General features: G+C 71.4%; 23 protein-coding genes and 2 pseudogenes. 15 read left to right on the top strand and 10 right to left on the bottom strand.

Going from position 1 to position 23,620, the window contains the following annotated elements:
* Window positions 1-40 precede the first annotated feature (40 nt).
* Entirely contained in the window at window positions 41-538 is a 498-nt protein-coding gene (locus tag ABZW11_RS15165) for an NUDIX domain-containing protein (protein ID WP_355416760.1), read from the top strand.
* Here the strand turns inward: ABZW11_RS15165 and ABZW11_RS15160 are convergent.
* Together ABZW11_RS15160 and ABZW11_RS15155 are read right to left on the bottom strand one after the other, a co-directional pair.
* A complete protein-coding gene (locus ABZW11_RS15160) occupies window positions 535-1,203 on the bottom strand; it encodes a flavin reductase family protein (RefSeq protein ID WP_355416757.1) in 669 nt (222 codons plus the stop codon). The genes ABZW11_RS15165 and ABZW11_RS15160 overlap by 4 nt on opposite strands.
* 56 nt (window positions 1,204-1,259) lie before the next feature.
* Entirely contained in the window at window positions 1,260-2,312 is a 1,053-nt protein-coding gene (locus ABZW11_RS15155; RefSeq protein WP_355416754.1) for a serine hydrolase domain-containing protein, read from the bottom strand.
* Window positions 2,313-2,443: 131 nt separating this feature from the next.
* Between ABZW11_RS15155 and ABZW11_RS15150 the strand changes: the two are divergent.
* Window positions 2,444-4,068, top strand: a pseudogene (locus tag ABZW11_RS15150) (AMP-binding protein).
* 39 nt (window positions 4,069-4,107) lie between these two features.
* Here the strand turns inward: ABZW11_RS15150 and ABZW11_RS15145 are convergent.
* The gene (locus ABZW11_RS15145; protein WP_355416751.1) at window positions 4,108-4,653 is read right to left on the bottom strand and encodes a dihydrofolate reductase family protein; all 546 of its coding nucleotides are present in this window, start codon (window positions 4,651-4,653) and stop codon (window positions 4,108-4,110) included.
* Window positions 4,654-4,760: 107 nt separating this feature from the next.
* Between ABZW11_RS15145 and ABZW11_RS15140 the strand changes: the two genes are divergently transcribed.
* The 4 genes from ABZW11_RS15140 (at window position 4,761) to ABZW11_RS15125 (ending at window position 9,136) form a co-directional block, all read left to right on the top strand.
* Entirely contained in the window at window positions 4,761-5,330 is a 570-nt protein-coding gene (locus ABZW11_RS15140; RefSeq protein WP_355416749.1) for a TIGR04222 domain-containing membrane protein, read from the top strand.
* A 116-nt stretch (window positions 5,331-5,446) separates the two neighbouring features.
* The gene (locus ABZW11_RS15135; protein ID WP_355416746.1) at window positions 5,447-6,022 is read left to right on the top strand and encodes an HIT domain-containing protein; all 576 of its coding nucleotides are present in this window, start codon (window positions 5,447-5,449) and stop codon (window positions 6,020-6,022) included.
* A 127-nt stretch (window positions 6,023-6,149) separates the two neighbouring features.
* Window positions 6,150-6,818, top strand: coding sequence for a TetR/AcrR family transcriptional regulator (locus ABZW11_RS15130; RefSeq protein WP_355416744.1), 669 nt, complete (start codon window positions 6,150-6,152; stop codon window positions 6,816-6,818).
* A gap of 311 nt (window positions 6,819-7,129) precedes the next feature.
* Window positions 7,130-9,136: a GAF domain-containing protein gene (locus ABZW11_RS15125; RefSeq protein ID WP_355416741.1), complete on the top strand. Its 2,007-nt coding sequence runs from the start codon at window positions 7,130-7,132 to the stop codon at window positions 9,134-9,136.
* Here ABZW11_RS15125 and ABZW11_RS15120 read toward each other — a convergent pair.
* The 5 genes from ABZW11_RS15120 to ABZW11_RS15100 are packed head-to-tail and all read right to left on the bottom strand — an operon-like array spanning window position 9,018 to window position 13,777.
* On the bottom strand, window positions 9,018-10,088 hold the full coding sequence (locus ABZW11_RS15120) for a branched-chain amino acid ABC transporter permease (protein WP_355417218.1): 1,071 nt from the start codon (window positions 10,086-10,088) through the stop codon (window positions 9,018-9,020). The genes ABZW11_RS15125 and ABZW11_RS15120 overlap by 119 nt on opposite strands.
* A 2-nt stretch (window positions 10,089-10,090) precedes the next feature.
* Window positions 10,091-10,954: a branched-chain amino acid ABC transporter permease gene (locus tag ABZW11_RS15115; RefSeq protein WP_355416738.1), complete on the bottom strand. Its 864-nt coding sequence runs from the start codon at window positions 10,952-10,954 to the stop codon at window positions 10,091-10,093.
* Between the two features lie 9 nt (window positions 10,955-10,963).
* Window positions 10,964-12,205 carry an ABC transporter substrate-binding protein gene (locus tag ABZW11_RS15110; protein WP_355416735.1) on the bottom strand — a complete coding sequence of 414 codons (1,242 nt, stop codon included), beginning with the start codon at window positions 12,203-12,205 and terminating at the stop codon, window positions 10,964-10,966.
* A 59-nt stretch (window positions 12,206-12,264) separates the two neighbouring features.
* On the bottom strand, window positions 12,265-12,975 hold the full coding sequence (locus tag ABZW11_RS15105) for an ABC transporter ATP-binding protein (RefSeq protein ID WP_355416732.1): 711 nt from the start codon (window positions 12,973-12,975) through the stop codon (window positions 12,265-12,267).
* The gene (locus ABZW11_RS15100) at window positions 12,962-13,777 is read right to left on the bottom strand and encodes an ABC transporter ATP-binding protein (RefSeq protein WP_355416729.1); all 816 of its coding nucleotides are present in this window, start codon (window positions 13,775-13,777) and stop codon (window positions 12,962-12,964) included. Before ABZW11_RS15100 ends, ABZW11_RS15105 begins: the two co-directional genes overlap by 14 nt.
* A gap of 357 nt (window positions 13,778-14,134) precedes the next feature.
* Between ABZW11_RS15100 and ABZW11_RS15095 the strand changes: the two genes are divergently transcribed.
* Window positions 14,135-15,466 (top strand): tannase/feruloyl esterase family alpha/beta hydrolase, encoded by a 1,332-nt coding sequence (locus tag ABZW11_RS15095; RefSeq protein WP_355416726.1) that lies wholly within the window; start codon window positions 14,135-14,137, stop codon window positions 15,464-15,466.
* Between the two features lie 78 nt (window positions 15,467-15,544).
* Here ABZW11_RS15095 and ABZW11_RS15090 read toward each other — a convergent pair whose 3' ends face one another.
* Complete coding sequence (locus tag ABZW11_RS15090; RefSeq protein WP_355416723.1) at window positions 15,545-15,691, bottom strand: hypothetical protein; 147 nt, start codon at window positions 15,689-15,691, stop codon at window positions 15,545-15,547.
* A gap of 60 nt (window positions 15,692-15,751) precedes the next feature.
* On the opposite strand from ABZW11_RS15090, the gene ABZW11_RS15085 reads away from it, so the two are divergent.
* From ABZW11_RS15085 to ABZW11_RS15065, 5 genes are all read left to right on the top strand, one after another.
* Window positions 15,752-16,696, top strand: coding sequence for an acyltransferase domain-containing protein (locus ABZW11_RS15085; protein WP_355416720.1), 945 nt, complete (start codon window positions 15,752-15,754; stop codon window positions 16,694-16,696).
* Window positions 16,697-16,783: 87 nt separating this feature from the next.
* Window positions 16,784-17,353, top strand: a complete 570-nt coding sequence (locus ABZW11_RS15080) for a VOC family protein (protein ID WP_355416717.1) — start codon at window positions 16,784-16,786, stop codon at window positions 17,351-17,353.
* 67 nt (window positions 17,354-17,420) lie between these two features.
* A complete protein-coding gene (locus tag ABZW11_RS15075) occupies window positions 17,421-17,561 on the top strand; it encodes a hypothetical protein (protein WP_355416714.1) in 141 nt (46 codons plus the stop codon).
* 151 nt (window positions 17,562-17,712) lie between these two features.
* Window positions 17,713-18,492: a glucosamine-6-phosphate deaminase gene (locus ABZW11_RS15070; RefSeq protein WP_355416711.1), complete on the top strand. Its 780-nt coding sequence runs from the start codon at window positions 17,713-17,715 to the stop codon at window positions 18,490-18,492.
* A gap of 107 nt (window positions 18,493-18,599) precedes the next feature.
* Window positions 18,600-19,772 (top strand): amidohydrolase family protein, encoded by a 1,173-nt coding sequence (locus ABZW11_RS15065; protein WP_355416708.1) that lies wholly within the window; start codon window positions 18,600-18,602, stop codon window positions 19,770-19,772.
* A 40-nt stretch (window positions 19,773-19,812) separates the two neighbouring features.
* Here the strand turns inward: ABZW11_RS15065 and ABZW11_RS15060 are convergent, their stop codons facing one another.
* Window positions 19,813-20,802, bottom strand: coding sequence for a LacI family DNA-binding transcriptional regulator (locus tag ABZW11_RS15060; RefSeq protein ID WP_355416705.1), 990 nt, complete (start codon window positions 20,800-20,802; stop codon window positions 19,813-19,815).
* A gap of 266 nt (window positions 20,803-21,068) precedes the next feature.
* On the opposite strand from ABZW11_RS15060, the pseudogene ABZW11_RS15055 reads away from it, so the two are divergent.
* From ABZW11_RS15055 to ABZW11_RS15045, 3 genes and pseudogenes are all read left to right on the top strand, one after another.
* Window positions 21,069-21,770 (top strand): annotated as a pseudogene (locus ABZW11_RS15055) (Gfo/Idh/MocA family oxidoreductase); the annotation flags it as partial.
* A complete protein-coding gene (locus ABZW11_RS15050) occupies window positions 21,767-23,023 on the top strand; it encodes a mannitol dehydrogenase family protein (RefSeq protein ID WP_355416703.1) in 1,257 nt (418 codons plus the stop codon). The pseudogene ABZW11_RS15055 and the gene ABZW11_RS15050, both read left to right, overlap by 4 nt.
* Window positions 23,024-23,237: 214 nt before the next feature.
* Window positions 23,238-23,474 carry a hypothetical protein gene (locus tag ABZW11_RS15045; protein ID WP_355416700.1) on the top strand — a complete coding sequence of 79 codons (237 nt, stop codon included), beginning with the start codon at window positions 23,238-23,240 and terminating at the stop codon, window positions 23,472-23,474.
* Window positions 23,475-23,620 lie beyond the last annotated feature (146 nt).

The raw sequence follows: 23,620 nt of genomic DNA, 5'->3' as shown, positions 1-23,620 counted from the left end.
CCGTTTTGACACCCCGTGCGGCGGGGACCAGAGTGAGCCGGTGACTCAAGTGCTGGCCACGCTGACCGTGCCGTGGATCCCGGTGGCCCATCGCCTCGAGGTCGTCAGGACCGCGAGCCTGCCGCCCGACGGGCACACGACGTCGGCGTTCGCGTTCGTGTCCGACGAGACCGGGCGCACGCTGATGACGTGCGTCGACCGCGAGGGCCGCGGGTGGGACATCCCCGGCGGCCACCTGGAGCCGGGCGAGGGCGCCGTCGAGGCGGCGGCCAGGGAGCTCTATGAGGAGACCGGGCTGCGGCTGCCTCCGTCCGCCCTGTCGGTCTTCGCCTGGCAGCGCATCGAGCTGCTGGAGCCGCCGCCCGCCGGCTACCGCTACCCCTCGCTGGCCTACATGGTGATGTGCCGGGCCGCGCTGCCGGGGCCCGGCGCCGCCACCCGCCCGCCGGCCGGGTCCGAGAGCACCAGGGCAGCGTGGCTCACCCGGGCCGAGATCGACCGCCTCTGCGGCGAGCAGACGTGGTCGCTGCTGCTCTAGACGCTGTGCGCGCGCTCCAGGTCGTCGTCCGGCCGGTAGAGGCGCTCGGGGATCGTCGCCAGGGTCGAGCGGTGGACCTGGGGGCCGAGGCCGTACAGGTGCTGGAAGCTCATGATGAGCGGCCGCCAGGCGTCCGGGTCGATGCGGTCGTCCGTCCCCGTCATGCGGATGTCCTCGTGCACCCAGACGCGCTGCACCCGCACCTCGAACGCCAGCACGCCGCCGTCGTCCACGGGGTGGTGGCGCTCCAGCACGGCCTCCATGGCGACCGGGCACTCGGCCGCGCGGGGCGGCGCCACCGTCTCCGACGCGAGCGGGGTGAGCCCGGCCCGGCCGAACTTGTCGCGGACGAACCGGTAGCCCCGCTGCTGTTTGCCCTCGGGCACCGGGTCGGAGCCGGTGGTGAGCGCCAGCCGGTCCACCGCGGCGGCGAGCGCGTCCGACGGCAGGTTCAGCACGCACTCACGGGTGCGCAGCAGGTTCTGCGCGGTCTTGGCGCGCCGGCCGAGACCGAGCACCGCCCGCCAGCCGAGCCAGAAGGCCGACGACATCGGGGCCAGGTTGGGCGTGCCGTCCTCGTTCGCGGTGGAGATCAGGACGACGGGGGTGCCGAAGTAGAGGATGTTCGGCTCCATCGCGGTGTGGCTCTCAACGGTCGTGGTCATGACCATCAACTGTCGTACGTGCTCACCGCGCGCGCTGGCGGCCTTCGGACCTCGCGTCAGCCGCAGAACGTCTTCACCGCGATGCCCATGACCTCCTCCGTCGACGGGTTGCGGGTCGAGGGGTTGAGCGAGAGGGTGAGCGACTTGCCGGTGTCGGAGCGGAAGACGAAGGTCAGGTAGCCGATCAGCTCGCCGCTGTGCCCCCAGACCGTGCCGCACGGCAGCTTGTACGCCTGCAGCCCCAGCCCGTAGCCGAACCCGGCCCCCGTCTCGACGGTCGTGCGCATGGCGCGCAGCGACTCGGCGCTGGTCAGCTTGCCGCCCAGCAGCGCCGCCATGAACCGCTCCAGGTCGGCCGCGGTCGAGATCATCTCGCCGGCCGCCCAGTCGAGCGACGGGTTCATCCTGGTCGCGTCCACCATCTTGCCGTCCACCGGCTCGTACCCCTTGGCGTGCGGCGACGGCACCCCCGCCCTGTTCCCCGGCACCAGCGTGTGCCGCAGCTTCAGCGGGCGCAGGATGCGGCGCTCGACCTCCTTCCCGTACGGGCGGCCGGTCAGCTTCTCCACCAGCAGGCCGAGCACCACGTAGTTGGTGTTGGAGTAGTGCCACTTCCCGTCGTCGGGCAGCTTCTTGGCGAAGGCCACCTTGAGCAGGTCCTTCGGCTGGTACGAGCGGAACCTTGCCGTGCCCCGCCACCGGTTGGTGGAGTGACCGGGCTCGCTCATGTAGTCGTACAGGTGGCTCGTGTGGTCGAGGAGCGCGCGGACGGTGATCTTCTCGCCGCCGGGCACCAGCCCTGGCAGGTGGTCGTCGATGGGGTCGTCGAGGCGCACCTTGCCCTCGTCCACGAGCTGGAGCACCACGGTGGCGACGAAGGTCTTGGTCACGCTGCCGATCCTGAAGTAGCCGTTCGGCGCGGGCTTGCCGGCGCGGCGCAGGTCGCGTACGCCGGCGGCGCCCGTCCACGTCTTCCCGCCGTCGGTCACGCGGGCCAGCGCGGCCGTCGCGCCCTTGCCCGCGACGATCTTCTCCAGGTCCTGGCCCACCCCCGGGCTCGCCGTCGCCACACTCGCCGCCACCAGCACGTTCATCAGCGTCTGCATCATGGGTCACCACGCTAGGGACGGCGGGATCGCAGCAGAATGCGGTGCTCCGTCCACTTCCCCTGTGGAAAACCGCAGGGTGCGCCGCGAGCTGGGGCTGGCGCGGGCGTCCCTGCTGACGGATGCTTCGCATCATGGGTGACTCACTGCTCTCGTACGCGTCGGGCGTCTCCGCCGTACCCCTGCTGGGCGAGACGATCGGGGAGAACCTGGAACGCACGGTGGCCCGGCACCCCGGCCGGGAGGCGCTGGTGGAGGTGGCGACGGGGCGGCGGTGGACGTACGCGGAGTTCGACGCCGCCGTGAACGAGGTGGCGCTCGGCCTGCTCGCGCGCGGCATCGCCAAGGGCGACCGGGTCGGCATCTGGGCGCCGAACTGCGCCGAATGGGTGCTCACGCAGTACGCCACGGCCAAGATCGGTGCCGTTCTCGTCAACGTCAATCCGGCCTACCGCGGCCACGAGCTGGACTTCGTGGTCCGGCAGTCGGGCCTGCGGCTGATGGTCAGCGCCGTCGAGCACAAGACCAGCGACTACCGCGCGATGCTGACCGAGATCGGGTTCGAGCCCGTGGTGTTCATCGGCGAGCCCGGCTGGGACGAGCTGGTCGCCGCGGGCCGCCGCGCCGACCCCGCCGCCCTGCGCGAACGGGCCGTCACGCTGTCGTTCGACGACCCGATCAACATCCAGTACACCTCGGGCACGACCGGCTTCCCCAAGGGCGCGACGCTGTCACACCACAACATCCTCAACAACGGCTACTTCGTCGGCGAGGGCGTCGGCTACACCGAGGCCGACCGGGTGTGCCTGCCGGTGCCGCTCTACCACTGCTTCGGCATGGTCATGGGCAACCTGGGCGCGACCTCCCACGGAGCCTGCGTCGTGCTGCCCGCGCCCGGCTTCGACCCGAGGCGACGCTGCGGGCGGTCGAGAGCGAGCGGTGCACGTCCCTGTACGGCGTGCCGACCATGTTCATCGCCGAGCTGGGCCATCCGCGCTTCGCCGGCTACGACCTGTCGTCGCTGCGCACCGGCATCATGGCGGGCTCGCCGTGCCCGGTCGAGGTGATGAAGCGGGTGATCGGCGAGATGCACATGAGCGAGGTGGCGATCTGTTACGGCATGACCGAGACCTCCCCGGTGTCCACGATGACCAGGCGGGACGACGGGCTGGCCCGGCGCACGGAGACGGTCGGGCAGGTCATGCCGCACCTGGAGATCAAGATCGTGCACCCGGAGACCGGCCTCGCGGTGCCTCGCGGCGAGCCCGGCGAGCTGTGCACCCGCGGCTACTCCGTGATGCTCGGCTACTGGGACGAGCCGGACAAGACCGCCGAGGCCATCGACACCGCCCGCTGGATGCACACCGGCGACCTCGCCACCATGGACGAGGAGGGGTACGTCAACATCGTCGGCCGGATCAAGGACATGGTGATCCGCGGCGGCGAGAACGTCTATCCGCGCGAGGTCGAGGAGTACCTCTACACGCATCCCGACATCGCGGACGTCCAGGTGATCGGGGTGCCGGACGCCAAGTACGGCGAGGAGCTGATGGCCTGGATCGTGCTGCGGCCCGGCGCGCCGCCGCTCACCGCCGAGGCGGTCAGGGAGTACTGCGCCGGACGCCTCGCCCATTTCAAGATCCCCCGGTACGTGCACCTCGTGGACGCCTTCCCGATGACCGTGACGGGGAAGATCCGCAAGGTCGAGATGCGTGACATGGCCGTGGAGTTGCTCGGCCTGCACGACGTCTCGCGCTGAGGCCACCCGGCCGCGCCCGCCCCTGTTGAGCGTGCCCCCTCAGGCGTCGGCGGGGGCGTAGCTCGCCAGGATCACGCCCGACGACCACGTCTCCGACCCGGTCAGCTTAAGCGGGTGCGTCGGCGTGTCCTCGAACAAGCGCTGCCCGCGTCCCACCGCGATCGGGTGGACGAGCAGGTGCAGCTCGTCCAGCAGGCCGTTGGCGAGCAGCCACCGCACGGTCGTCGCCGACCCCGACATCTGCAGGTCGCCCTCGCTCCGCTCCTTGAGCTCGCGCAGCCCGGCGGCGACGTCGCCCGAGATGAGGGTGGTGTTGGCCCACTCGGCCTTCTCCAGGGAGTTGGAGACGACGAACTTCCTGGCCTCGTTGAACGTCGCGGCGATCTCGGGGTCGGCGTCGGTGGTCGTCCAGTAGCTCGACCACTCGTCGTACAGCTTCCTGCCCATCAGGAAGCCGGCCGCGCTCTCCATCCCTGCCTGGACGAACGCTCCCATCTCATCGCACCAGTACGGGAAGTGCCACTGGTCCGGCGACTCGACCACGCCGTCCACCGAGATGAAGAAGCTCGACACGATCTTGCCCACGGCTGCGTCCTCTTTCCTTCTTTCGCTGTCGTTCGATGAACGCCACATTAGGCGGCCGGGGCCCTTCCGGTCTTGTACAGAACCGACAGCGGCGCTTTCCTGGTGGCATGAGCGGTAGGTGGCCCGTGCCGCGCCTGCGGCGGCCTGGGGGCGGGGTCAGGGACGGGGTCAGGGACGCGTACGAGCTGGCCGTCCTCACCGGCGGTCCCCGCGCGCTCGCCGGCACCGCGATCATCGCCCTCCTACGGCGCAGTGCCGTCCGCGCTTCACGGAGTGGCCGCTACACCGTCATCGCAGGCGCGGGTGGGGGCACATGGCATCCGGCCGAGCAACTGGTGCTCGACCTGCTCGCCGCGCGTCTCGGCCGGGCCCACCGCCGCGACCTGGAGCGGGCGCCGGAGTGGGCCGCCCTGGAGAAGCGCATCAGGCTCGGCCTCGTCCGCCGCGGCCTGCTCAGAAGGGGAACGCTCGGCCCCACCCAAGCGGGCGACGCGGCCTGCCGAGCCGCCCTGGCGGCCCATCCGGCCCGGGACGGCACCTTGGAGTCCTACGTCCTCCACGGCCCACCGACCCTGGTCCCGGCGCTCGTGATGACCGCCCCCGAGGACGACGATGACGACCCGGGAGGCGGCACCGGCGACGGCGACTCCTGCGGTTGCGGCTGCGGCGACGCGTAATGCGGACGCGGCTGCGACTGCGACTGCGGCGGCGCTCTTCCTGCGGCTGCGGCTGCGGCGGCGGCTGCGCGTAATGCGGATGCGATGAGCGGCTGCGGCCCGGAAGCATGAGGCGCATGAACGGCTGCATCTTCTGCGAGATCGTCGCCGGGCGCGCCGAGGCGAGCGTCGTCTACGAGGACGACAGCGTGATGGCGATCCTCGACCTTCACCCGGCCGCCATCGGCCACACGCTCGTGATCCCGCGCACCCACATGACCGGCCTCACGGACGCGTCCGACGAGATCGGCGCACCCCTCTGGCGCGCCGCCCGAAGGGTCGCCGCCGGGCTGCGCGCAGCGGCGAACCCGCCGGCGCCAGCCGGTTCGCCCCCGGCAACGGCCTCTGAGGCCGCAGGCGGCGCGGGGGTGGCCGGGTTGGAGGGAGTGGCGGGCGGCTCGGAGACGGCGCGCGGCTCGGGGAACGCGGGGGTGCGGTGTGAAGGGGTGCGGCTGTCGCTGGCTGACGGGGAGGCTGCCGGGCAGGAGGTTTTTCACCTTCACCTGCATGTGGTGCCGCGTTATCCGGGTGACGGGATCGTGATCGCCGCAGGTGGGCGGCGGCGAGCGCGGGGCCTGCTCGACCGTGACGCGGCGCTCATCCGGGACGCGCTGCCCGGCTGGGCAACGGGCTCCGGGAGAGGTGGTGACTAAGCGCATAGTCAGCTCTAGACTGCGAGTACGAAACACTCGCGGCACGAGGTCACGACCAGGTGGCCGGCGGGCTCCGCGGGCGGCATCGATACCACGCACTCGGAGTCGAAGGGGGCGAGGGTCGCGGATGGCCCGACGGCAGGCCCGATTCACCGCGCAGGACTTGGCGGCAGATCCCCGGCTGCGCGACCACTCTCCCGATCTGTGGAGGGCGGACCTCGGGGAGGTGCAGCGCGGCCTGCTGTCGTCGGCGGTGCGCTGCTTCGCCGCCAACGGCTTCCACGCCACGACGACGCGCGACATCGCCGAGTGCGTCGGGCTCAGCCCGGCCGCGCTCTACGTGCACTTCCCGTCGAAGGAGCTGGTCCTGTTCGAGGTGATCAGGGCCGGTCATGAACGGGTGCTCGCGCACATCAGGGACCCGGCGATCGTGGCGCTGGAGGGGTCTGCCGAGCGGCTGCGGGCGATCGTGTCGGCGTACACGGTGTGGCATGCCCGTCACCACGTGACGGCGCGCGTCTGCCAGATGGAGCTGAACCATCTGACCCCCGAGCACTACGGCGAGATCGTGGAGCTGCGCCACCAGACCAACGGCTACTTCAGGGGCGCGGTGGCGCGCGGGGTGGCGGACGGGTCGTTCGCGAAAGTCGACGTCAAGCGGGTCACGCGGGCGATGTTGTCGCTGACCATAGATCTGGTCCGGTGGTACCGGCTGGACGGGCCCGACTCCCCTGAGCAGCTCGGCGAGTTCTACGCGGACCTCGCGCTGAAGCTGCTGGCGCCGGACGGCCAATAGGCCGGCCCCGGGTGCGGCGACCAGCACCGGCCGGTGGTACCGGTTGACAAGCGACCGTTCACGGACTGACTATGCGCTTAGTAACCTGGCGGACTCCGATCAGACCCCTGCTCGTTGTGCTCTGGAGGCCCCATTGCATGCCCTGTCGCAGGACCTGACCCCCCTTCCACGCACACGACCCGCCGGCCCGCATGCGTGACCATGCCGTGCCCGCACCCCGGCCCGCGCCCCGGCCCGCGCCCCGGCCCGCGCCCCAGGGCGTGCCCCAGACTGTGCCGCCGCCGACCCCCCGCACCCGGACGGACGCGCCGATGACCGTGCAAATGACCGTGCAAGCCCCTCTCGCATCGTGCAACGTCTTCCTCGACCTGCTGGCCAGGGAGGCCGCGCCGGTCGAGTTCGAGGAGCCGGTGGCCTCGGCCCGCGCGGCGGGCGCGACCCCCGAGACGCTGGCCCAGCTTGAGGCGGCCAAGCTGACCGCGCTGCGGGTGAGCGCCGGCATGCGCAGGCAGGCGCGCCGCGAGGCCGAGCTGACCGCGCTGTTCGACCTGGCCGGCGACCTGGCCGGGCTGCGCGACCTCGACGCGATCCTGGAGGCGATCGTGCGCCGCGCCAGGCGGCTGCTGAACGCCGACATCGCGTACGTGACGCTGAACGACGACGAGTGCGGCGAGACCCGCATGTGCATGACGGACGGCTCGATCTCGGCCGCGTTCCGGCGGCTGCGGATCCCGCTCGGTGACGGGCTCGGCGGGCTGGTGGCGCAGACCGCGATGCCCTACAGCACCGAGCACTACCTGCGCGACCCGCAGTTCAGGCACCGGCCGTTCATCGACGCGGCGGTGGCCGAGGAGGCGCTGGTGGCCATCCTGGGCGTGCCGATGCGGGTGGGCAGCCGGGTGATCGGCGTGCTGTACGCGGCCAACCGCACCGAGCGGCCGTTCGCGCCCGAGCAGGCGGTGCTGCTGGGCTCGCTGGCCGCGCACGCGGCGCTGGCCATCGGCAACGCGCGGCTGCTGGCGGAGACCAGGGCGACGGTCGAGGAACTGGACGCGGTCAACGGGCGGCTGCGGGCGCGCGGCGCCGCGATCGAGCGGGCGGCGCAGGCGCACGACCGGATGACGGCGCTGGTCGTCAAGGGCGGCGACGCGGGCGACGTGGCGGCGGTGGTCACCGAGGTGCTGGGCGGCACCCTGTACGTGCTGGACGCGGCCGGCCGGTGCCTGGTGGCGTCGGGCGAGGCGGTGCCGCTGGCCGAGGACGACCTGCCGGCCGTCACCGCCGCCACGCATCCCCGGGGCGGCACCACCCGCCACGGCGACCTATGGATCACCCCGATCTCGACGCCCGGCGAGGTGCTGGGCACGCTGGCCCTGCGTACGGACGCCGGCCTTGACGACGCCGACCGCCGCATCCTGGAACGCGCCGCCCTGGTGACGGCGCTGGTGATGCTGCTGCGCAGGAGCCCGGCGGAGGCCGAGGCGCGGGTGCAGGGCGAGCTGCTCGACGACCTCCTGGACGGCAAAGTCGGCGAGCGGACCGGCGGCGGCACGGGCGGCCGGACCGACGCTTGGGCGGCGGACGGGGCGACAGGCCGGACCGGCGGTGGGGCGACGGACGGCTTCGTGGCGGAGGGGGCGCCAGGGCTTGAGGCGCGGATTCGGCGCGTGGGTTTGGAGCGCAACGTGCCGTATGTCGTGCTGTCGGCGCGCTGCGCCTCGTCCAGGCATCGCGGACGGGCCGCGTTCTGGGCGGCGTCCTATGCGGCGACGGCGCACGGGCTGGCGGCGGCGCGCGGGGAGGAGGTCGTGCTGCTGCTGCCCGGCGACGTACCAGGTGAGACGGCACGACGGGTGGCCAAGGAGCTGGGGGCGGCGCTGGCGGCGCCGGTGACGGTCGGCGCGGCGGGTCCGGTGCGCGACCTGTCCGGGGTGCCCGCCGCGCACCGGGAGGCCAGGCGCTGCGCCGACACGCTGCTCGCGCTCGACCGGATGGACGACGGCGCCGACGCCCGCGAGCTGGGCTTCGTCGGCCTGCTGATCGGCGCGCACCGCGACGCCAAGGGGTTCCTGGAGGCGACGCTGGGCCCGGTGCTCGACTATGACGCGCGCCGGGGCACGTCGCTGGTGCGGACGCTGGAGACGTACTTCGGCAGCAGGTGCGCGCTGTCCAGGACGGCGGAGCGGCTGCACGTCCACATCAACACCGTTCACCAGCGGCTGCATCGGGTGAGCCGCCTGCTGGGCGAGGACTGGCAGGAGCCGGAGCGGGCTCTGGAGATCCAGCTGGCGCTGCGCCTGCATCGGCTGCGGAGCTGAGCGGCGGCGTGGTACGACGGGTGGCGATCAGGTGGCGGACGGTCCCCCAGATGCCGCGACGGAACAGCAGCACGATGACGATGAAGATGGTGCCGGTGACGATGCCGATGCCCTCGAACCCGGCGGTGGCGAGGAAGTCCTGGAGCTGGACGACGATCGCGGCGCCGATGGCGCCGCCCCACAGCGTGCCGATGCCGCCGAGGATGACCATCATCACGACCTGGCCCGAGGTGGTCCAGTAGAGGCCGTCGAGCGAGGCGAAGCCGTGCCCGATGGCGAAGACGCCGCCGGCGACGCCCGCGAGCGCGGCCGACAGCACGAACGCGAGCAGCCGATAGCGCTCGACGGGGTAGCCGAGTGCGCGGGCGCGGGAGGGGTTGTCCCTGATGGAGACCAGCACCCGGCCGAACGGCGAGCGCACGATCCGCCAGGCGGCGGCGAGGCCGAGCAGCACGAACGGCAGCCCCGCGTAATAGAAGTAAAAGGGGTCGTTGAGGTCGAGGCCGAGCAGGTCGCGCGGGATGCCCTGCAGGCCGTTCTCGCCGCCGGTGACCCCGCGCCACTGGTTGGCCAGGAAGTAGAGCATCTGGGCGAAGGCCAGGGTGACCATCGCGAAGTAGATGCCGGTCAGGCGTACGGACAGATAGCCGATGGGCAGCGCCAGCAGCGCCGCGAACGCCGCGCCGCCGATGATCGCCACCGGGAACGGCAGCCCGCCGTGCAACACGATCAGCCCCGTGGCGTACGCCGACCCGCCCCAGAACGCGGCGTGCCCGAACGACAGCAGCCCGGTGAAGCCGAGCAGCAGGTCCACGGCCGCGGCGAACAGCGCCCAGCAGACGATGTCCAGCGCGACCGGCGGGTAGATGAGCCACGGCAGGACGAGGGCGGCGACGAGCCCGGCCACCAGGAGCACGATCCCGCCCCTGCCGGAGCGGGCCAGCCTGGACATGATCACCGGTACGCCTCCTCGCGTCCGAACAACCCGGCGGGCCGCCACAGCAGCACGGCGGCCATCAGGATGAAGACGAGGATCTGGGAGAGCGCGGGCACGTACAGGTTGCCCAGCGCCGACACCAGCCCCACGGCGAACCCGGCGGCGACCGAGCCGAACACCGAGCCGAGCCCGCCGATCACGACCACGGCGAAGACCGTGATGATCAGGTCGGCGCCCATCAGCGGGTTGACCGCGCGCATCGGCGCGGCCAGCACCCCGGCGAAGGCGGCCAGCGCGATGCCGAAGCCGAACACCGGCGTCACCCAGCGGCCGACGTCGATGCCGAGCGCGCGGGTCAGCTCGGGCCGCTCGGTCGAGGCCCTGACGATCATGCCGACGCGGGTCCTGGTGAGCACCACCCACACCGCGAGGCACATCAGGACCGAGACGCCGAGCACGAACACCTGGTACGCCGGGTAGGTGAACAGCCCCAGGTCCACCGTGCCCTCCAGGGCGGGCGGCCGGGGGTAGGGCTGGGAGTTGACGCCGTACTCGCGGCGGATGAGGTCCTGGAGTATGAGCGCCAGCCCGAACGTGAACAGGAAGTTGTAGAGCGGGTCGAGCGGCGCGAGCCGCCGGATGAACAGCCGTTCCAGCACCGCGCCCGCCACGCCGAGCAGCAGCGGCACCAGCGCGAGCGCCACCCAGAAGTTCAGCCCGAACGAGTCGAGCGCGATGAACGCGCCGAAGGCGCCGAGCATGTAGAACGCGCCGTGCGCGAGGTTGACCACGCCGAGCATGCCGAAGATGACGGCCAGGCCGAGGGCGAGCAGGGCGTAGAACGACCCGCCCACCAGCCCGTTGAACGCCTGCTGGAGCACGCCGGCCGCCTACAGCTTGCAGGCCGGGTCGGGCTGCGGCTGGAACGCCTCAGCGGCCGGGATGGTCTTGAGCACCTTCTCGTAGTCGTACGGCTCCTTGACCTCGCTCTTCGCCTTGACCTCCGTCAGGTACGCGTCGTGCAGCAGCAGGTGGTCCTGGGCACGGATGGTGCCGTTGCGGACGAACATGTCCTCCATGGAGTGCCCTTCGAGCTGCGCGACCACCTTGTCGGAGTTGTCGGTGCCGGCGCGCTGCACGGCTTCGAGGTATTGCAGGGCGGCCGAGTAGTTGGCGGCCATGTTGGAGGTGGGCCGCTTGCCGACCTTGGCCTGGAACCTGTCGGCCCAGGCCCTGGTCTGCTCGTCGAAGGTCCAGGCCCACATCGTGGTGTAGCGGGTGCCGGCCAGGGCGTCGGGCCCGAGCGAGTGGATGTCGCTCATGGACAGCAGCCCGAGCGCGAGTCGCACGCCCTTGTCGCGCAGCTTGTACTCGTTGTACTGCTTGACCAGGTTGATCAGGTCACCGCCGGCGTGCATGGTGCCGAGCACCTGCGGCTTCGGGTCGAGGCCAGGGGCCTTGAGCAGGAACGTGGAGAAGTTGTCGTTGGGGAACGGCGTCGGGTCCGACTGCACGACGGAGCCGCCGGCCTCCTGGATGGCGGTGCTGAACGTCTTGTTCATGTCCTGCCCGAACGCGTAGTCGGGGTAGACGATGTACCAGTTCTCGGCGCCGTCCTTGGTGACCTCGGTGCCGGTGCCGTGGGCCAGCATGTAGCTGTTGTAGCCGTAGTGGAAGGTGTACTTGTTGCACGCCTTGCCCTCCAGCTCGGTGCTGGCGGCGCCGACGTCGATGAAGACCTTCTTCTTGTTCTTGGCGACCGTGGCGACGGCGAGCGCGGCCGACGAGGTGGGCACGTCGAGGATGACGTCGGCGTGCTCGCGGTCGTAGAGCTCCTGCGCCTTGGAGTTGGCGATCTCGGGCTTGTTCTGGTGGTCGGCGGCCACCACCTCGACCTTCTTGGCCACCGCCTTGTCGCCGTATTCGGCGCGGTAGTCGTCCACCGCCATCTTGACGGCCTCGACCGTGCTGCGGCCCGAGGTGTCGGCGTAGATGCCCGACTGGTCGTTCAGCACGGCCAGCACCACCCCGCCGTCGCTGATCGCGCCGCCGCCACCGCCGGGCCCGCCGCCGCATCCGGCCAGCACCAGCGTCGCGGCGGCCAGCCCGCCGCTCCAGCCCGTGATTCTCATGTGCGGCATCTCCTCTACCGTTCTGTCTTCCTCAGGGGTGGCGAGTCGTCCATATGTCGTCAGATTCCGAGGTATTCGAGGAGCTGGTGCTCGCGTTCGCGTACCTGGTCGCGGTCGAGCGACTCGACGATCCGCCCTTCGGCCAGCAGGTAGTGGCGGTCGGCGACCGTGGCGGCGAAGTGCACGTTCTGCTCGACCAGCAGCACCGTCGTGCCCGCCGCGCGCACCTCGCGCAGGATCTCGCCGATGCGCTGCACGAACAGCGGCGACAGGCCCTCGGTGGGCTCGTCGCAGAGCAGCAGCCTGGCGCCGGTGCGCAGCACCCTGGCCAGCACCAGCATCTGCTGCTCGCCGCCCGACAGCGTGGTGCCGGGCGAGCGGCGCCGCTCCTTCAGGTGCGGGAACGTCTCGTAGACGCGCTCCAGCGACCACGGCTGGGGGCCGCCGCCCTTGACCGGCGGCGCCAGCGTCAGGTTCTCCTCCACCGACAGCGTCGCGTAGATGCCGCGGTCGTCGGGGACGTAGCCGAGGCCGCGCCTGGCCCTGGCGTGCGGGGGCAGCGCCGTGATGTCGGCGCCGGACAGCGCGATCGTGCCGGTCGTCCTGCCGTACGTGCCGTGCAGGCCCATCAGGCAGCGCAGCAGCGTGGTCTTGCCGGCGCCGTTGCGGCCGACCAGGGTGACGATCTCGCCCTCGTCGACCCGCATGGACACCTCGCGCAGCGCCTGCGCCTCGCCGTACCAGGCGGACAGTCCTTCAACGCGCAGCATCGAAGTCTCCGAGGTAGGCGGTGATGACGCGGGGGTCGTGGCGGATCTCGGCGTACGCGCCCTCGACCAGCACCTTGCCGTGCTGCAGCACGGTCACCCGGTCGGCGAGGCTGGCGACCACGTTCATGTTGTGCTCCACCATGACGACGGTGCGGCCCGCGCGGATCGTGCGGACGAGCTCGATGGTGCGGTCCACGTCCTCGACGCCCATCCCGGCGGTCGGCTCGTCGAGCAGCAGCACCTTGGGGTCCATGGCCAGCGCGAGCGCCAGCTCGAGTGCCCTTTTGCGGCCGTACGACAGCGAGCCGGCCGGTACGCCCGCGTGCCCCGCGAGCCCGACCCGGTCCAGCAGCTCGGCGGCGGGCGCGGCGAAGCGTTCCAGTGCCCGGTGAGAGCGCCAGAACCGCCAGCCCAGGCCGGTCGGCCCGGCCAGCGCCAGCTCCACGTGCTGCTGCGGGGTCAGGTCGGTGAACAGGCTGGTGATCTGGAACGAGCGCGCCACGCCGAGCCGGCTGATCGCCTCGGGGCTGCGGCCGACCAGCTCCCGGTGCCCGTCGATCACCACGCTGCCCGCGGTGGGCTTCAGGAAGCCGGTGAGCAGGTTGAACAGGGTGGTCTTGCCGGCGCCGTTGGGCCCCACCAGCGCGTGTACGCTGCCCTCGGCAACGTCGAGATCGACGCCGTCCACGGCGCGGAACCCGCGGAACTCCCTGACCAGCCCGCGCGCCCGCAGCACCGGCCCGGCGGGCGGGCTCGCCTCCTGCGCCGCGGGGCCCGCGGACCCCGTGGGGCCTGCTCCCATGCGCCCTCCTCACGTGTCACAACGCGACCTCGGACACCGTGAACGCTAGGTCGCGCCCACGATGGCGGACCAGGTGAGGCACCCACACATTCGGACCGCCCGCTATGCGGTGACACACACCGGTACGCGGCATCCGCCGCCTGTTCCGGCTTTCCGGCCGGCCGATCGGGCGCTCACCGGCGAACCGGTGGACACCCTCTCCACAGGTCGCCGCCGAACAGTGGAGACCACGTACGTCGCCGCGCCGGGAACGCTGGATCAGCATGGCGTCCGTCTGATCGATGGGAGTCGCACATGCCTCTGTCCCTCCTCGGAAAGACTCGCCGAACGTCTCTCTCCGCCCTGATGGCCGCGCTCGTGGCGATCCCCCTGGCGCCGGTGGCGTCCCCCGCCGCCGCGGACGCCCGCTGCCACGGCATGAACCGGCTGCGCGTGCCAGGCGCGCAGCACCAGGTCGCCGCCTGTCTGGACGACCTCACCACGGCGGGCACGGTCGCCTCAGGCCACACCGACCAGGCCGACTGGCAGGGCCTGCACGCGGCCGGCACCCGCAACCCGAGCGGCGTGCCCGGCATCCAGATCGACGGCTACTTCGCCGACACCTCCACCACCAACCCCACCCACGGCTGGAACCACGACGCCCAGTTCGTCATCCGCCTCCCCGAGCGGTGGAACGGCGGGCTGGTCGTCGCCGGCGCACCGGGCAACCGCCGCCAGTACGCCAACGACTACACGATCGCGGACTTCGTGCTGGCCAAGGGGTACGCCTACGCCTCCACCGACAAGGGCAACGTGGACGCGAACTTCTACCACGACGGCAAGCGGCCCGGGGACGCCATCAGGGAGTGGTACCACCGGATGACCGAGGTGACGGTCGCCGCCAAGGCCACCGTCGCCCGCCACTACGGCCGGCAGGCGCGCAGGACGTACGCGATGGGCATCTCGAACGGCGGCCAGCTCGTCCGGTGGGCGCTGGAGAACCACCCCGAGCTGTACGACGGCGGCGTCGACTCCGAAGGCACCTACTGGCCGCCGGGCAGGCAGCAGCGCAACGCGCTGACGTACCTGCCGGTGGCGCTGCGCGAATACCCCAAGTACAAGGCGACCGGCGACGAGCAAGCGCACGCCGCGATGCTGCGGGCGGGCTTCGCGCCCGGCTCGGAGTTCCTGTGGGACTTCAACCACAGCGTCCTGTGGGACGGCACCCAGCGCCGCTACCGCGAGGAGGTGGACCCCGGCTTCGACGGCGACCTGGACGCCGGCATCCCGTACTGCCAGAGCGGCACGCCCAACTGCGACGCCGACTACGACTACGCCGATCGTCCGAAGAGCGTGCACGACGCCGTGCGGCGGGCCTCCCACTCCGGCCGCATCGGCAAGCCGCTGATCACCGTGATGGGCACGCTCGACACGCTGCTGCCGATCAGGGTGCACGGCGACGCGTACGCCCAGGCCGTGCGCGAGCAGGGCAGGGGCGCGCTGCACCGCTACTACCGCATGGAGGGCGCCTCGCACCTCGACATCGAGTACGACATGTTCCCCGACCGCATGCGGCCCCTGCTGCCGTGCATGCGGACGGCGTTCGAGGCCCTGGAGCGCTGGACGGACCGCGGCAAGCAGCCGCCGCGCAGCGCCACCGTCCCCCGCGCGACCTCGGGTGACCTCGTGAACACCTGCGCCATCAGCTGACCAGCTCGCCCGCCCGGTCCCTGATGAGCCGGCGCACGATGAGCGCGGACGGCGACGGCCTGCTGTCCTGACGCTGGGTCAGGCATAGGTGCAGGGGCTCGGCGTCGACCAGCTCGGGGCCTCGACCGACAGCGCGTCGACGGGCCCCGGCCACAGCTCCTGGAGCACGCGGTCGTGGACGGCGTGGTAGCGGTCGCTGGTGAAGGCGGACGGCTGGTCAGGCATGGTGGCGACGCCCTTATGGATACAGTTGTATCCTAACCTCTCGCAGGTAAAGTCGGCGAGATGAAGCTTGACGACATCGCCTCCCGGCTCGGGGTTCCCCTCGAGGACGTCGAGCGCGTGCATCGCCTCGCCGGCGATCTCCCGTCCGCGCCGCTGCCCGCCAAGGCCGACGCCCCCGCGATCCTCGACCGGCTCGCCGTACGCCCCGACGACGCCGCCGAGATCATGCAGGGCTGGCCGGACCCCGATTCCCCGCTGTGGACGCCGGAGCTGCGCTGGCTGCTCGACCGCGCGACCGCCATGGTCCGCGCCGACCTCGGCGGTTACGGCTGGTTGTCGTTCGGCCCCGCGCTGCCGCGCGATCGGGGCCCCGCCTGGCGGCACCTGTACGTCTACGCCTACCTAGCGCTGATCGACGTCGTCCTCGGCTACCACCGCGACCACGGCGTACCCGAGGACGTGTCCTGGACGACGCTCGCCGACCTCGGCCGCAACCTCGCCATCGACCGGCGGATGGCGCGCGAGGGCTGGCCGGTCATCCAGAACTGGCTGACGCTGCACGTTCGCGGCGGCCTCTACGAGCTGGGCCGGCTGCAGTTCCACCGCGGCGACACCGCCGTTCAGCTGCACATCCCCGAGTCGGGTCCGCTGACCCCCGAGGCCATCGACGCCTCACTCGACCGGGCCCGCGCGTTCTTCCCCCGCCATTTCCCCGACGAGCAGCACACGGCGTTCTCGTGCGGCTCGTGGCTGCTCGATCCGCAGCTCAGCGAATATCTGCCGGCCGACTCCAACATCGTGCGGTTCCAGCGCAGGTTCGAGCTGGAGCCGTACGAGGAGCCCAAGGGGATCGACGCCGACGTGGAGGTGCTGCGGTTCGTCTTCCGTACGCTGACCACGCCGCTCGACCAGTTGCCGCGCCGCACCGCGCTCCAGCGGGCGGTCATCGACCACCTCAAGGCGGGCCGCCACTGGCAGTGGCGCGACGGCCGCTTCCCCCTCTGAAAAGCGGCCGCATTCAGGACATCAAGTGGCCGCACCGCTGGCGACCATGCGTGCATCCCTTCGTTCAGCTTGCTGAAAGGACGCACCATGACCGCAGTGCCCGCGGGTTCCAACACCGTGAACCCGTTCGTCGTCACCGACGACGCCGCCGGACTGATCGACTTCCTCATGGCCGTGTTCGGTGCGGTGGACGTGCCCGAGGCCCGTACGAACGACAAGGACGGGCTCATCCTGCACTCCGAGCTGCGCGTCGGCGACTCGCTGCTGACCATCGCCGACCGCAAGCCCGACTGGCCGTTCACGCCGGCGCTCACCCGCGTCTACGTGGACGACGTCGAGGCCACCCTCGACCGGGCGGCGGCGCGCGGGGCCCGCATCGTGACCCGCCCGACCGACTTCTTCGGCGACACCCTCGCCCGCTTCCAGGACCCGTGGGGGAACCTGTGGTGGGTGTACCGCCACGACCCGGCGGCGGCCGAGAGCACCTGGAGCGGCTCGGACGAGGCGTCCTGGTCGACCGACGCCACCAAGGACACCACAGAGGACACCACAGAGGACGCCGGCGACTGGACGGACTTCACCTCGCCGGAGCTGGAGTACATCCATGAGACCCTGGTCGACACCATGCGCTCGCTGAAGGACCCGCGCGATCGATGATCCGCTGTACGCGCGTAAACGCCTGAGGGATGCTGGACGCCTGCCGTCCCGGAGGAGGATCGACGCGGTGAACATCGGGTTGCCCGAAGTGATGATGCTGCTGTTCTACTGGATCATTCCAGCGGCAGTCGTCCTCTTCTTCCTCTACTGGACGATCAGGCTCGCCATCAGGCACGAACGCCGGCGGACGGACGCCCGCCGCCCGTAGCCGGCTTGTAGCGATTGCCGCACGGACGCTCGTGTGGCAATCGCATCCACGGAGATCACCGCAATCGCGCCGGGCCGATCGCTGCTCCTCCTTGCAAGTGCTGCATACGTTTGCATTATGGTGGTGTACGCCCACCCCGAGGAGGAGCACCTTGTCCACCCCTCTGACCCGATTCACGGCGGACAGCCTGCCCGTCGAGGTTCACCCGAGCGAGGCGGACCTCGGCCGCGCCGCGGCCGAGCGCGCCGCCGCGACCATCGGGGACGCGGTGGCGCGGCGCGGCGCCGCCCGCGTCGTCATCGCCACGGGAAACTCCCAGTACGCGTTCACCGACGCGCTGCGCGAGCAGGAGATCCCATGGGACCGGGTGACGGTCTTCCACATGGACGAGTACGTCGGCATCGCGGCCGACCACCCCGCCTCGTTCCGCCGGTGGATCAAGGAGCGCATCGAGGACCCGTTCGCGCCCGCCGCCGTCCACTACATCGACGGCAACGCCCCCGACCCCGAGGCGGAGTGCGCCCGTTACGAGGCCGAGCTGCGTACGCTGCCGCTCGACCTGGTGTGCATGGGCATCGGCGAGAACGGCCACCTGGCCTTCAACGAGCCGCACCAGGCGCGCTTCGACGACGACCGGTGGGCCAGGGTGATCACGCTGACGCAGCGCTCGCGCGAGCAGCAGGTCGGCGAGGGCCACTTCGCCACCGTCGCCGACGTGCCCGCCACCGCGATCTCACTCACCGTGCCCGCCCTGCTGACGGCCGCGTCGGTGCAGGTGTGCGTCCCCGAGCAGCGCAAGGCCGCCGCCGTCGCCGCCACCCTCACCGACCCCGTCTCACCCGCCTGCCCCGCCACGATCCTCCGCCGCACCCCCCGCGCCACCCTGTTCCTCGACCCCGACTCCGCCGGCAAGCTCGACCTGCCGCGGTGATCGGCTGCTCCGGTTCAAGGGCGGCGCCGACGTGATCCCTTCTGAGGGCGTCCGCGACGCCACGGACGCGACCCTGACCGGCGGCCCCCATCCGAGAGCGTGGTGACGTGGAGGTGATCCTGACCGGTGGCCGGGTGGTGCTGGCCGAGGGGGTTCGGAATGACGTTGACGTGGTCGTCTCGGGTGCGCGCGTCGCGGCTCTGCCCCCACGGGGGAGCCGTCGCGACGGGGCGGTGATCGACGTCGGCGGGCGGCTGATCACACCGGGGCTGATCGACCTGCACGTGCACGGGTTCGCGGGCGCGTGCTTCGACGAGGGGCCAGGCCAGGGGGTCGCGGTGCTGCGTGGCCTGGCCGGGCAGGGGGTCACCAGTGTGCAGGCGTCGCTGGTGTCGGCGTCCGTCGGGCGGCTGGAGGAGCTGCTGGCCGGGTTCGGCGGCGTGGACCGTACCGTCGAGGGCTGCGCGGAGCTGCTCGGCGTCCACCTGGAAGGGCCGTTCCTGGCGGCGGCGCAGTGCGGCGCGCACGATCCCGCCGTGCTGCGCCCGCCGACCACCGCGGACGTCGGCGTGCTCGTGGAGCATCGCGACGTGCTCAGCATGATCACGCTCGCCCCCGAGCTGCCCGGCGCCGTCGAGGCCACGGCCCGCCTCGCCGCCGCCGGGGTGGTCGTCGCCGCAGGTCACAGCGAGGCACGCGGCGACGACCTGCGCGCGGCCGTCGCCGCCGGGCTCTCCCACGTCACCCACCTGTGGAGCGGCCAGTCGAGCACGATCAGGCAGGGCCCGTGGCGGCTGCCTGGCCTGCTGGAGGAGTCGCTGGCCGCCGACCACCTGACCGCCGAGGTGATCGCCGACGGCCGCCACCTGCCGCCCGCGCTGCTGGAGATCGCCCGCCGCTGCGTGGGCGAGCGCCTGTGCGTGGTGTCGGACGGTACGCCCGGCGCCGGGCTGCCGCGCGGCGCCCGCTACCGCCTCGGCACCGTGACCTGCGAGGTCGGCGACGGTGTCGGGCTCGTCGTGGGCGCGGACGCGTTCGGCGGCTCCACCTCGGCGCTGCCCGCCATGCTCCGCCACCTGACCGGTGACCTCGGCTGGCCCGTACCCGAGGCCGTGGCCGCCGCCACCGCCACGCCGGCACGGGTGCTCGGCCTGACCGGCCGCAAGGGCGTGATCGCGCCCGGCGCAGACGCCGATCTCGCCGTCTTCGACGAAGGCTTCCATCCGTGGGCGACCGTCCTGCGCGGCAGGTGGATCGGCCCAGAAGGGAACAGCACATGACCAGAGTCATCCGGTTGCGAGACGTGTGGAATGTCGGTGGTCAGGGGGTGGGGGCCGGGGTGGTGGAGCCGCGGACCACCAGGCGGGTTTCGAGCTGGACGACCGGGGGTTCCTCGTCCGCCGGGTTGGCGATCATGTCGAGCAGGAGGTCGACGGCGGCCATCCCGGCCTCCGTGCCGGGCACGTGGATGGAGGTCAGCGTCGGGTAGGCCATGCCGGACATCGGGCTGTCGTCGATGCCGATCACGCTGAGGTCCTGGCCGACCCGTACGCCGCGCTCGGCCAACCGGGTCATCAGGCCGAGGGCGATCAGGTCGTCGTAGGCGATGACCGCGGTGACGTCGCCGGCGTGCACCAGGTCGGCGGCCCGCACCCCGGCCTGGACCTGCGGCTCGAAGGGGCCGTACTCGACCAGCTCGATGTCCTGCGCCAGGCAGGCCGCGACGACGGCCTTGCGCCGCTGCGCGTTGGACCACGAACGCCGGGGCCCGTTGAGGTAGGCGAGCTTGCGGTGGCCGAGCGCGCTGAGGTGCTCGACGGCCTCGATCATGCCGTCGGCGTTGTCGATTAGGACGTTGGCCGCGCCCTCGACCCTCCGGTTGACGAACACGATGGGCTTGAGCTTGGCCAGCTCGGCGAGCCGCTCGTCACTGGTGCGCGGCGAGACCATGATGAGCCCGTCCACCCGCTTGCGGAGGATCTGCGCCCGCTCCACCTCGTCGCCGGGGTGCTCGTCGACGTCCGTGATGATCACGGTCTTGCCCTTGAGGCCCGCCCGCGCCTGGATCGCCTTGATGATCGGCGGGAAGAACGGGTTGGCGATGTCGGGCACGATGAGGCCGAGGATGTCGTGGTGCCCCGAGATCAGCGAGCGGGCCGTCTGGTTGGGGACGTAGCCCAATTCGCGGGCCGCGCGGCGAACCCTTTCGCGCGTGTGCACGTTGACCTTGTCGGGATCGGACAGCGCCCGCGAGACGGTCGACGCGGACAGCCCCGTTGCCCGAGCGACGTCCGCAAGCGTGACTGGCATGTGCCTGACCCTCCTGGTTCGCCGCAACGAAGGCGACCATATCGCAGGCCCGGACCGGCCGAAGCCGACTGCGTTTGCAGGCGCATGCTGACATTGCCGCCATCGATTGCCGCGCCCCGGCATCATGGCACAGGAACCGATGAGGATCGCATGACTGCGCTTGCGGAGGCGAGCGGTATGAAACGGCACGTCATTCGTGGGTTGTCCAGCCGAGGGCTGGCGAGCTTCGTGCTGCCGCTCATCGAGCGCGGCGACATAGGGGTTGTCACCACCTCGACCTGGTCTCCTGGTGGATCGGCTCCGCCCCCGAGCGGGTCTTCGCGTACGGGGCGCTCACCTACTACGGCTCCGGCAGCCCGCACCGCCCCCGCGACGCGGCCGGGGAGCCGTACGCCGGGGCCGACCTCTGCGAGCGCGACCCCTACTATCGGGCTCAGGCGGGCAGCGGCACGCTCGCCGAGCCCGGCGGTGTGCGCACCGGCCTGTACGGCCTCGCGTACGAGCACCAATACCCCACCGACACCTACCTGTACGACGACGAGATCGACATCGAGGACACCTACTCCGCGCTGGTCCGCTACCGGAACGGCGCGAGTATGGCGTACACCCTCGACTTCTCCTCACCCTGGGAGGGCTACCGCGTGGTGATCAGCGGCACCCACGGCCAGATCGAGTCCCGCCATGGCAGGACCCCGGACGGCACCCCTTTGCCCGATTCCGGCACGTTCACGTTCTCCCCGCTGTTCGGCCCGCCGGAGACGATCGACGTCATCGTGCGCGAGGGCGGGCACGAGGGCGCCGACCCGGTGCTCCGAAACGACCTGTTCGGCACGCCGGAGCCGGAGTCGCTCCGGCTCGGCCTGCCCGCCGACGCCCTGCAGGGGGCGCTCGCGGTGGCGACGGGCGAGGCGATCTGGCGCTCGGCCGTCGAGCGGCGTCCGATCGACATCGCCGAGCTCCTGTCATGATCCTGCACTTCGGCCTCGGCGCCTTCCACCGCGCCCACCAGGCCGTCCACACGCAGGAGGCGGGCGACGGCTGGACGATCTGCGCCGTCGCGCCGCGCTCCCCCGACGTCGTGCGCGCGCTGCGGGCCCAGGACCACCGCTACACGCTGCTGGTACGCGACGGCGAACGTGTCTCCGCCACCGAGGTCACCTCCATCCGCCGCACCCTGCACGCGCCGACCCAGGCCGAGGAGGTCGTCCGGTACGTCGCCGACCCCTCGGTGCGGGTGATCACGCTGACGATCACCGAGAAGGCGTACGCCGACACCGCGCCCGGCAGCCCCATCGGTTTGCTGGCGGCCGGGCTGTCCCGCAGATCCGCCGCCGGTGCCGGTCCCGTGGCTGTGGTCAGTTGCGACAACCTGCTGGCCAACGGCGCCCGCGTACGTGAAGCCGTGCAGCACGCTTGCGGCAACGTGCCGGAAGGCGTGTCGTTCCCCGCCACCGTCGTGGACCGGATGGTGCCCGCCACCACCCCCGGCGACCTCGCGACCGCGGAACGGCTGACCGGACGGCCGGACCTGGCGGCCGTGGTGGCCGAGCCGTTCAACCAGTGGGTGCTCCAGGACGACTTCCCCGGTGGGCGGCCTTCCTGGGAGCGGGCGGGGGCGCGGTTCGTCGCGGACGTGGAGCCGTACGAGCGGGCCAAGCTGCGGGTGCTCAACGGCGTGCACAGCGCGCTCGCCTACACGGGCGCGCTGACCGGCCACGAGTACATCGCCGACGCCCTCGACGACCCGCCACTCGCCCACCTCGCCGAGCGACTGCTCTCTGAGGACGTCCTGCCCACCCTGACCCCGCCTCCCGGCGTGGACCTGCCCTCGTACGGCGAACAGGTGGTGAGCAGAATGCGCAACCGCGCGCTGCGCCACCGCTGCGCCCAAATAGCCATCGACGGCTCCCTGAAGGTCCCGATCCGCCTCTTGGGCACCGCCCGCGACCGCCTGACCGCCGGCGCCTTCCCCCGCTGGACCTGCCTGGCGGTGGCCGCCTGGCTGAGACACGTCACCGTCTCCGTAGACGACGCAGGCCACCCGGTGGACGTCAACGACCCCCGAGCAGAGGACCTCCGCCGCCTGGCCCACGCCCCCGAACGCCTGCTCGCCGCGGTGGCCCCCGACCTGACCGGCCACCCAGACTTCACCACCCACCTCCGCACCGCCCTGTCCGACTTCGCAAAACACGGCGTCCGGGAAACCCTGACCCACTCCTGACCCCAAAGCGGTGCCCGGCTCGCCGGAACCCCCGCCCACCCGCCGCTCGGGCCGCAGTCACGAGGCCCGCTGCCACCTCTGACGCTGTTTGTCATGATTTTTGACAGCGATCAAATCATGCTGCCCGACGACCCAGCATGATTCTCTCGCGGGGAAGGGGCCCTCGACGCAGGGCCCCTTCTTTTGCGCTGGCGGATCTTGATGATTCTGTGGAATGCTCGCCGCCGTGACCGAACCGGAGCAACCACCCAAGACCGGCTGGCATCGCTACGAAACGCCCGAGGCCATCGGGCTGGCGGGCCTCATCGCCATCGTCCTGGGCCTGCTGCTCGCCATCGTCCAGGCGAATGCGGCATCGGATGATTCTCCGCTGTGGGTGACCATCTTCATCGGGATCGCCCTGGTGGGCGTCGGGCTGCGCATTGAAGCCGCCCTCCGCAGCCGCCGTTGACCCAGCTGTTGCAACGTGCCGCGAATGCCAGGCTCTCGGCGCCTGAACCGGGGATGCTCCTATTGATGTCAAGCGCTGGTTTCATGATCGGTTCTGGTGATGATCTGGTAGAGCTCGCGGGCGATGTAGCGTTTGAGGCAGCGGAT

It is taken from the genome of Nonomuraea sp. NPDC004580, assembly GCF_040609855.1.
GTDB classification, from domain to species: domain Bacteria; phylum Actinomycetota; class Actinomycetes; order Streptosporangiales; family Streptosporangiaceae; genus Nonomuraea; species Nonomuraea salmonea.
The sequence above is the reverse complement of the archived record's forward strand: the minus strand, read 5'-3'. Positions and strand labels throughout refer to the sequence as shown.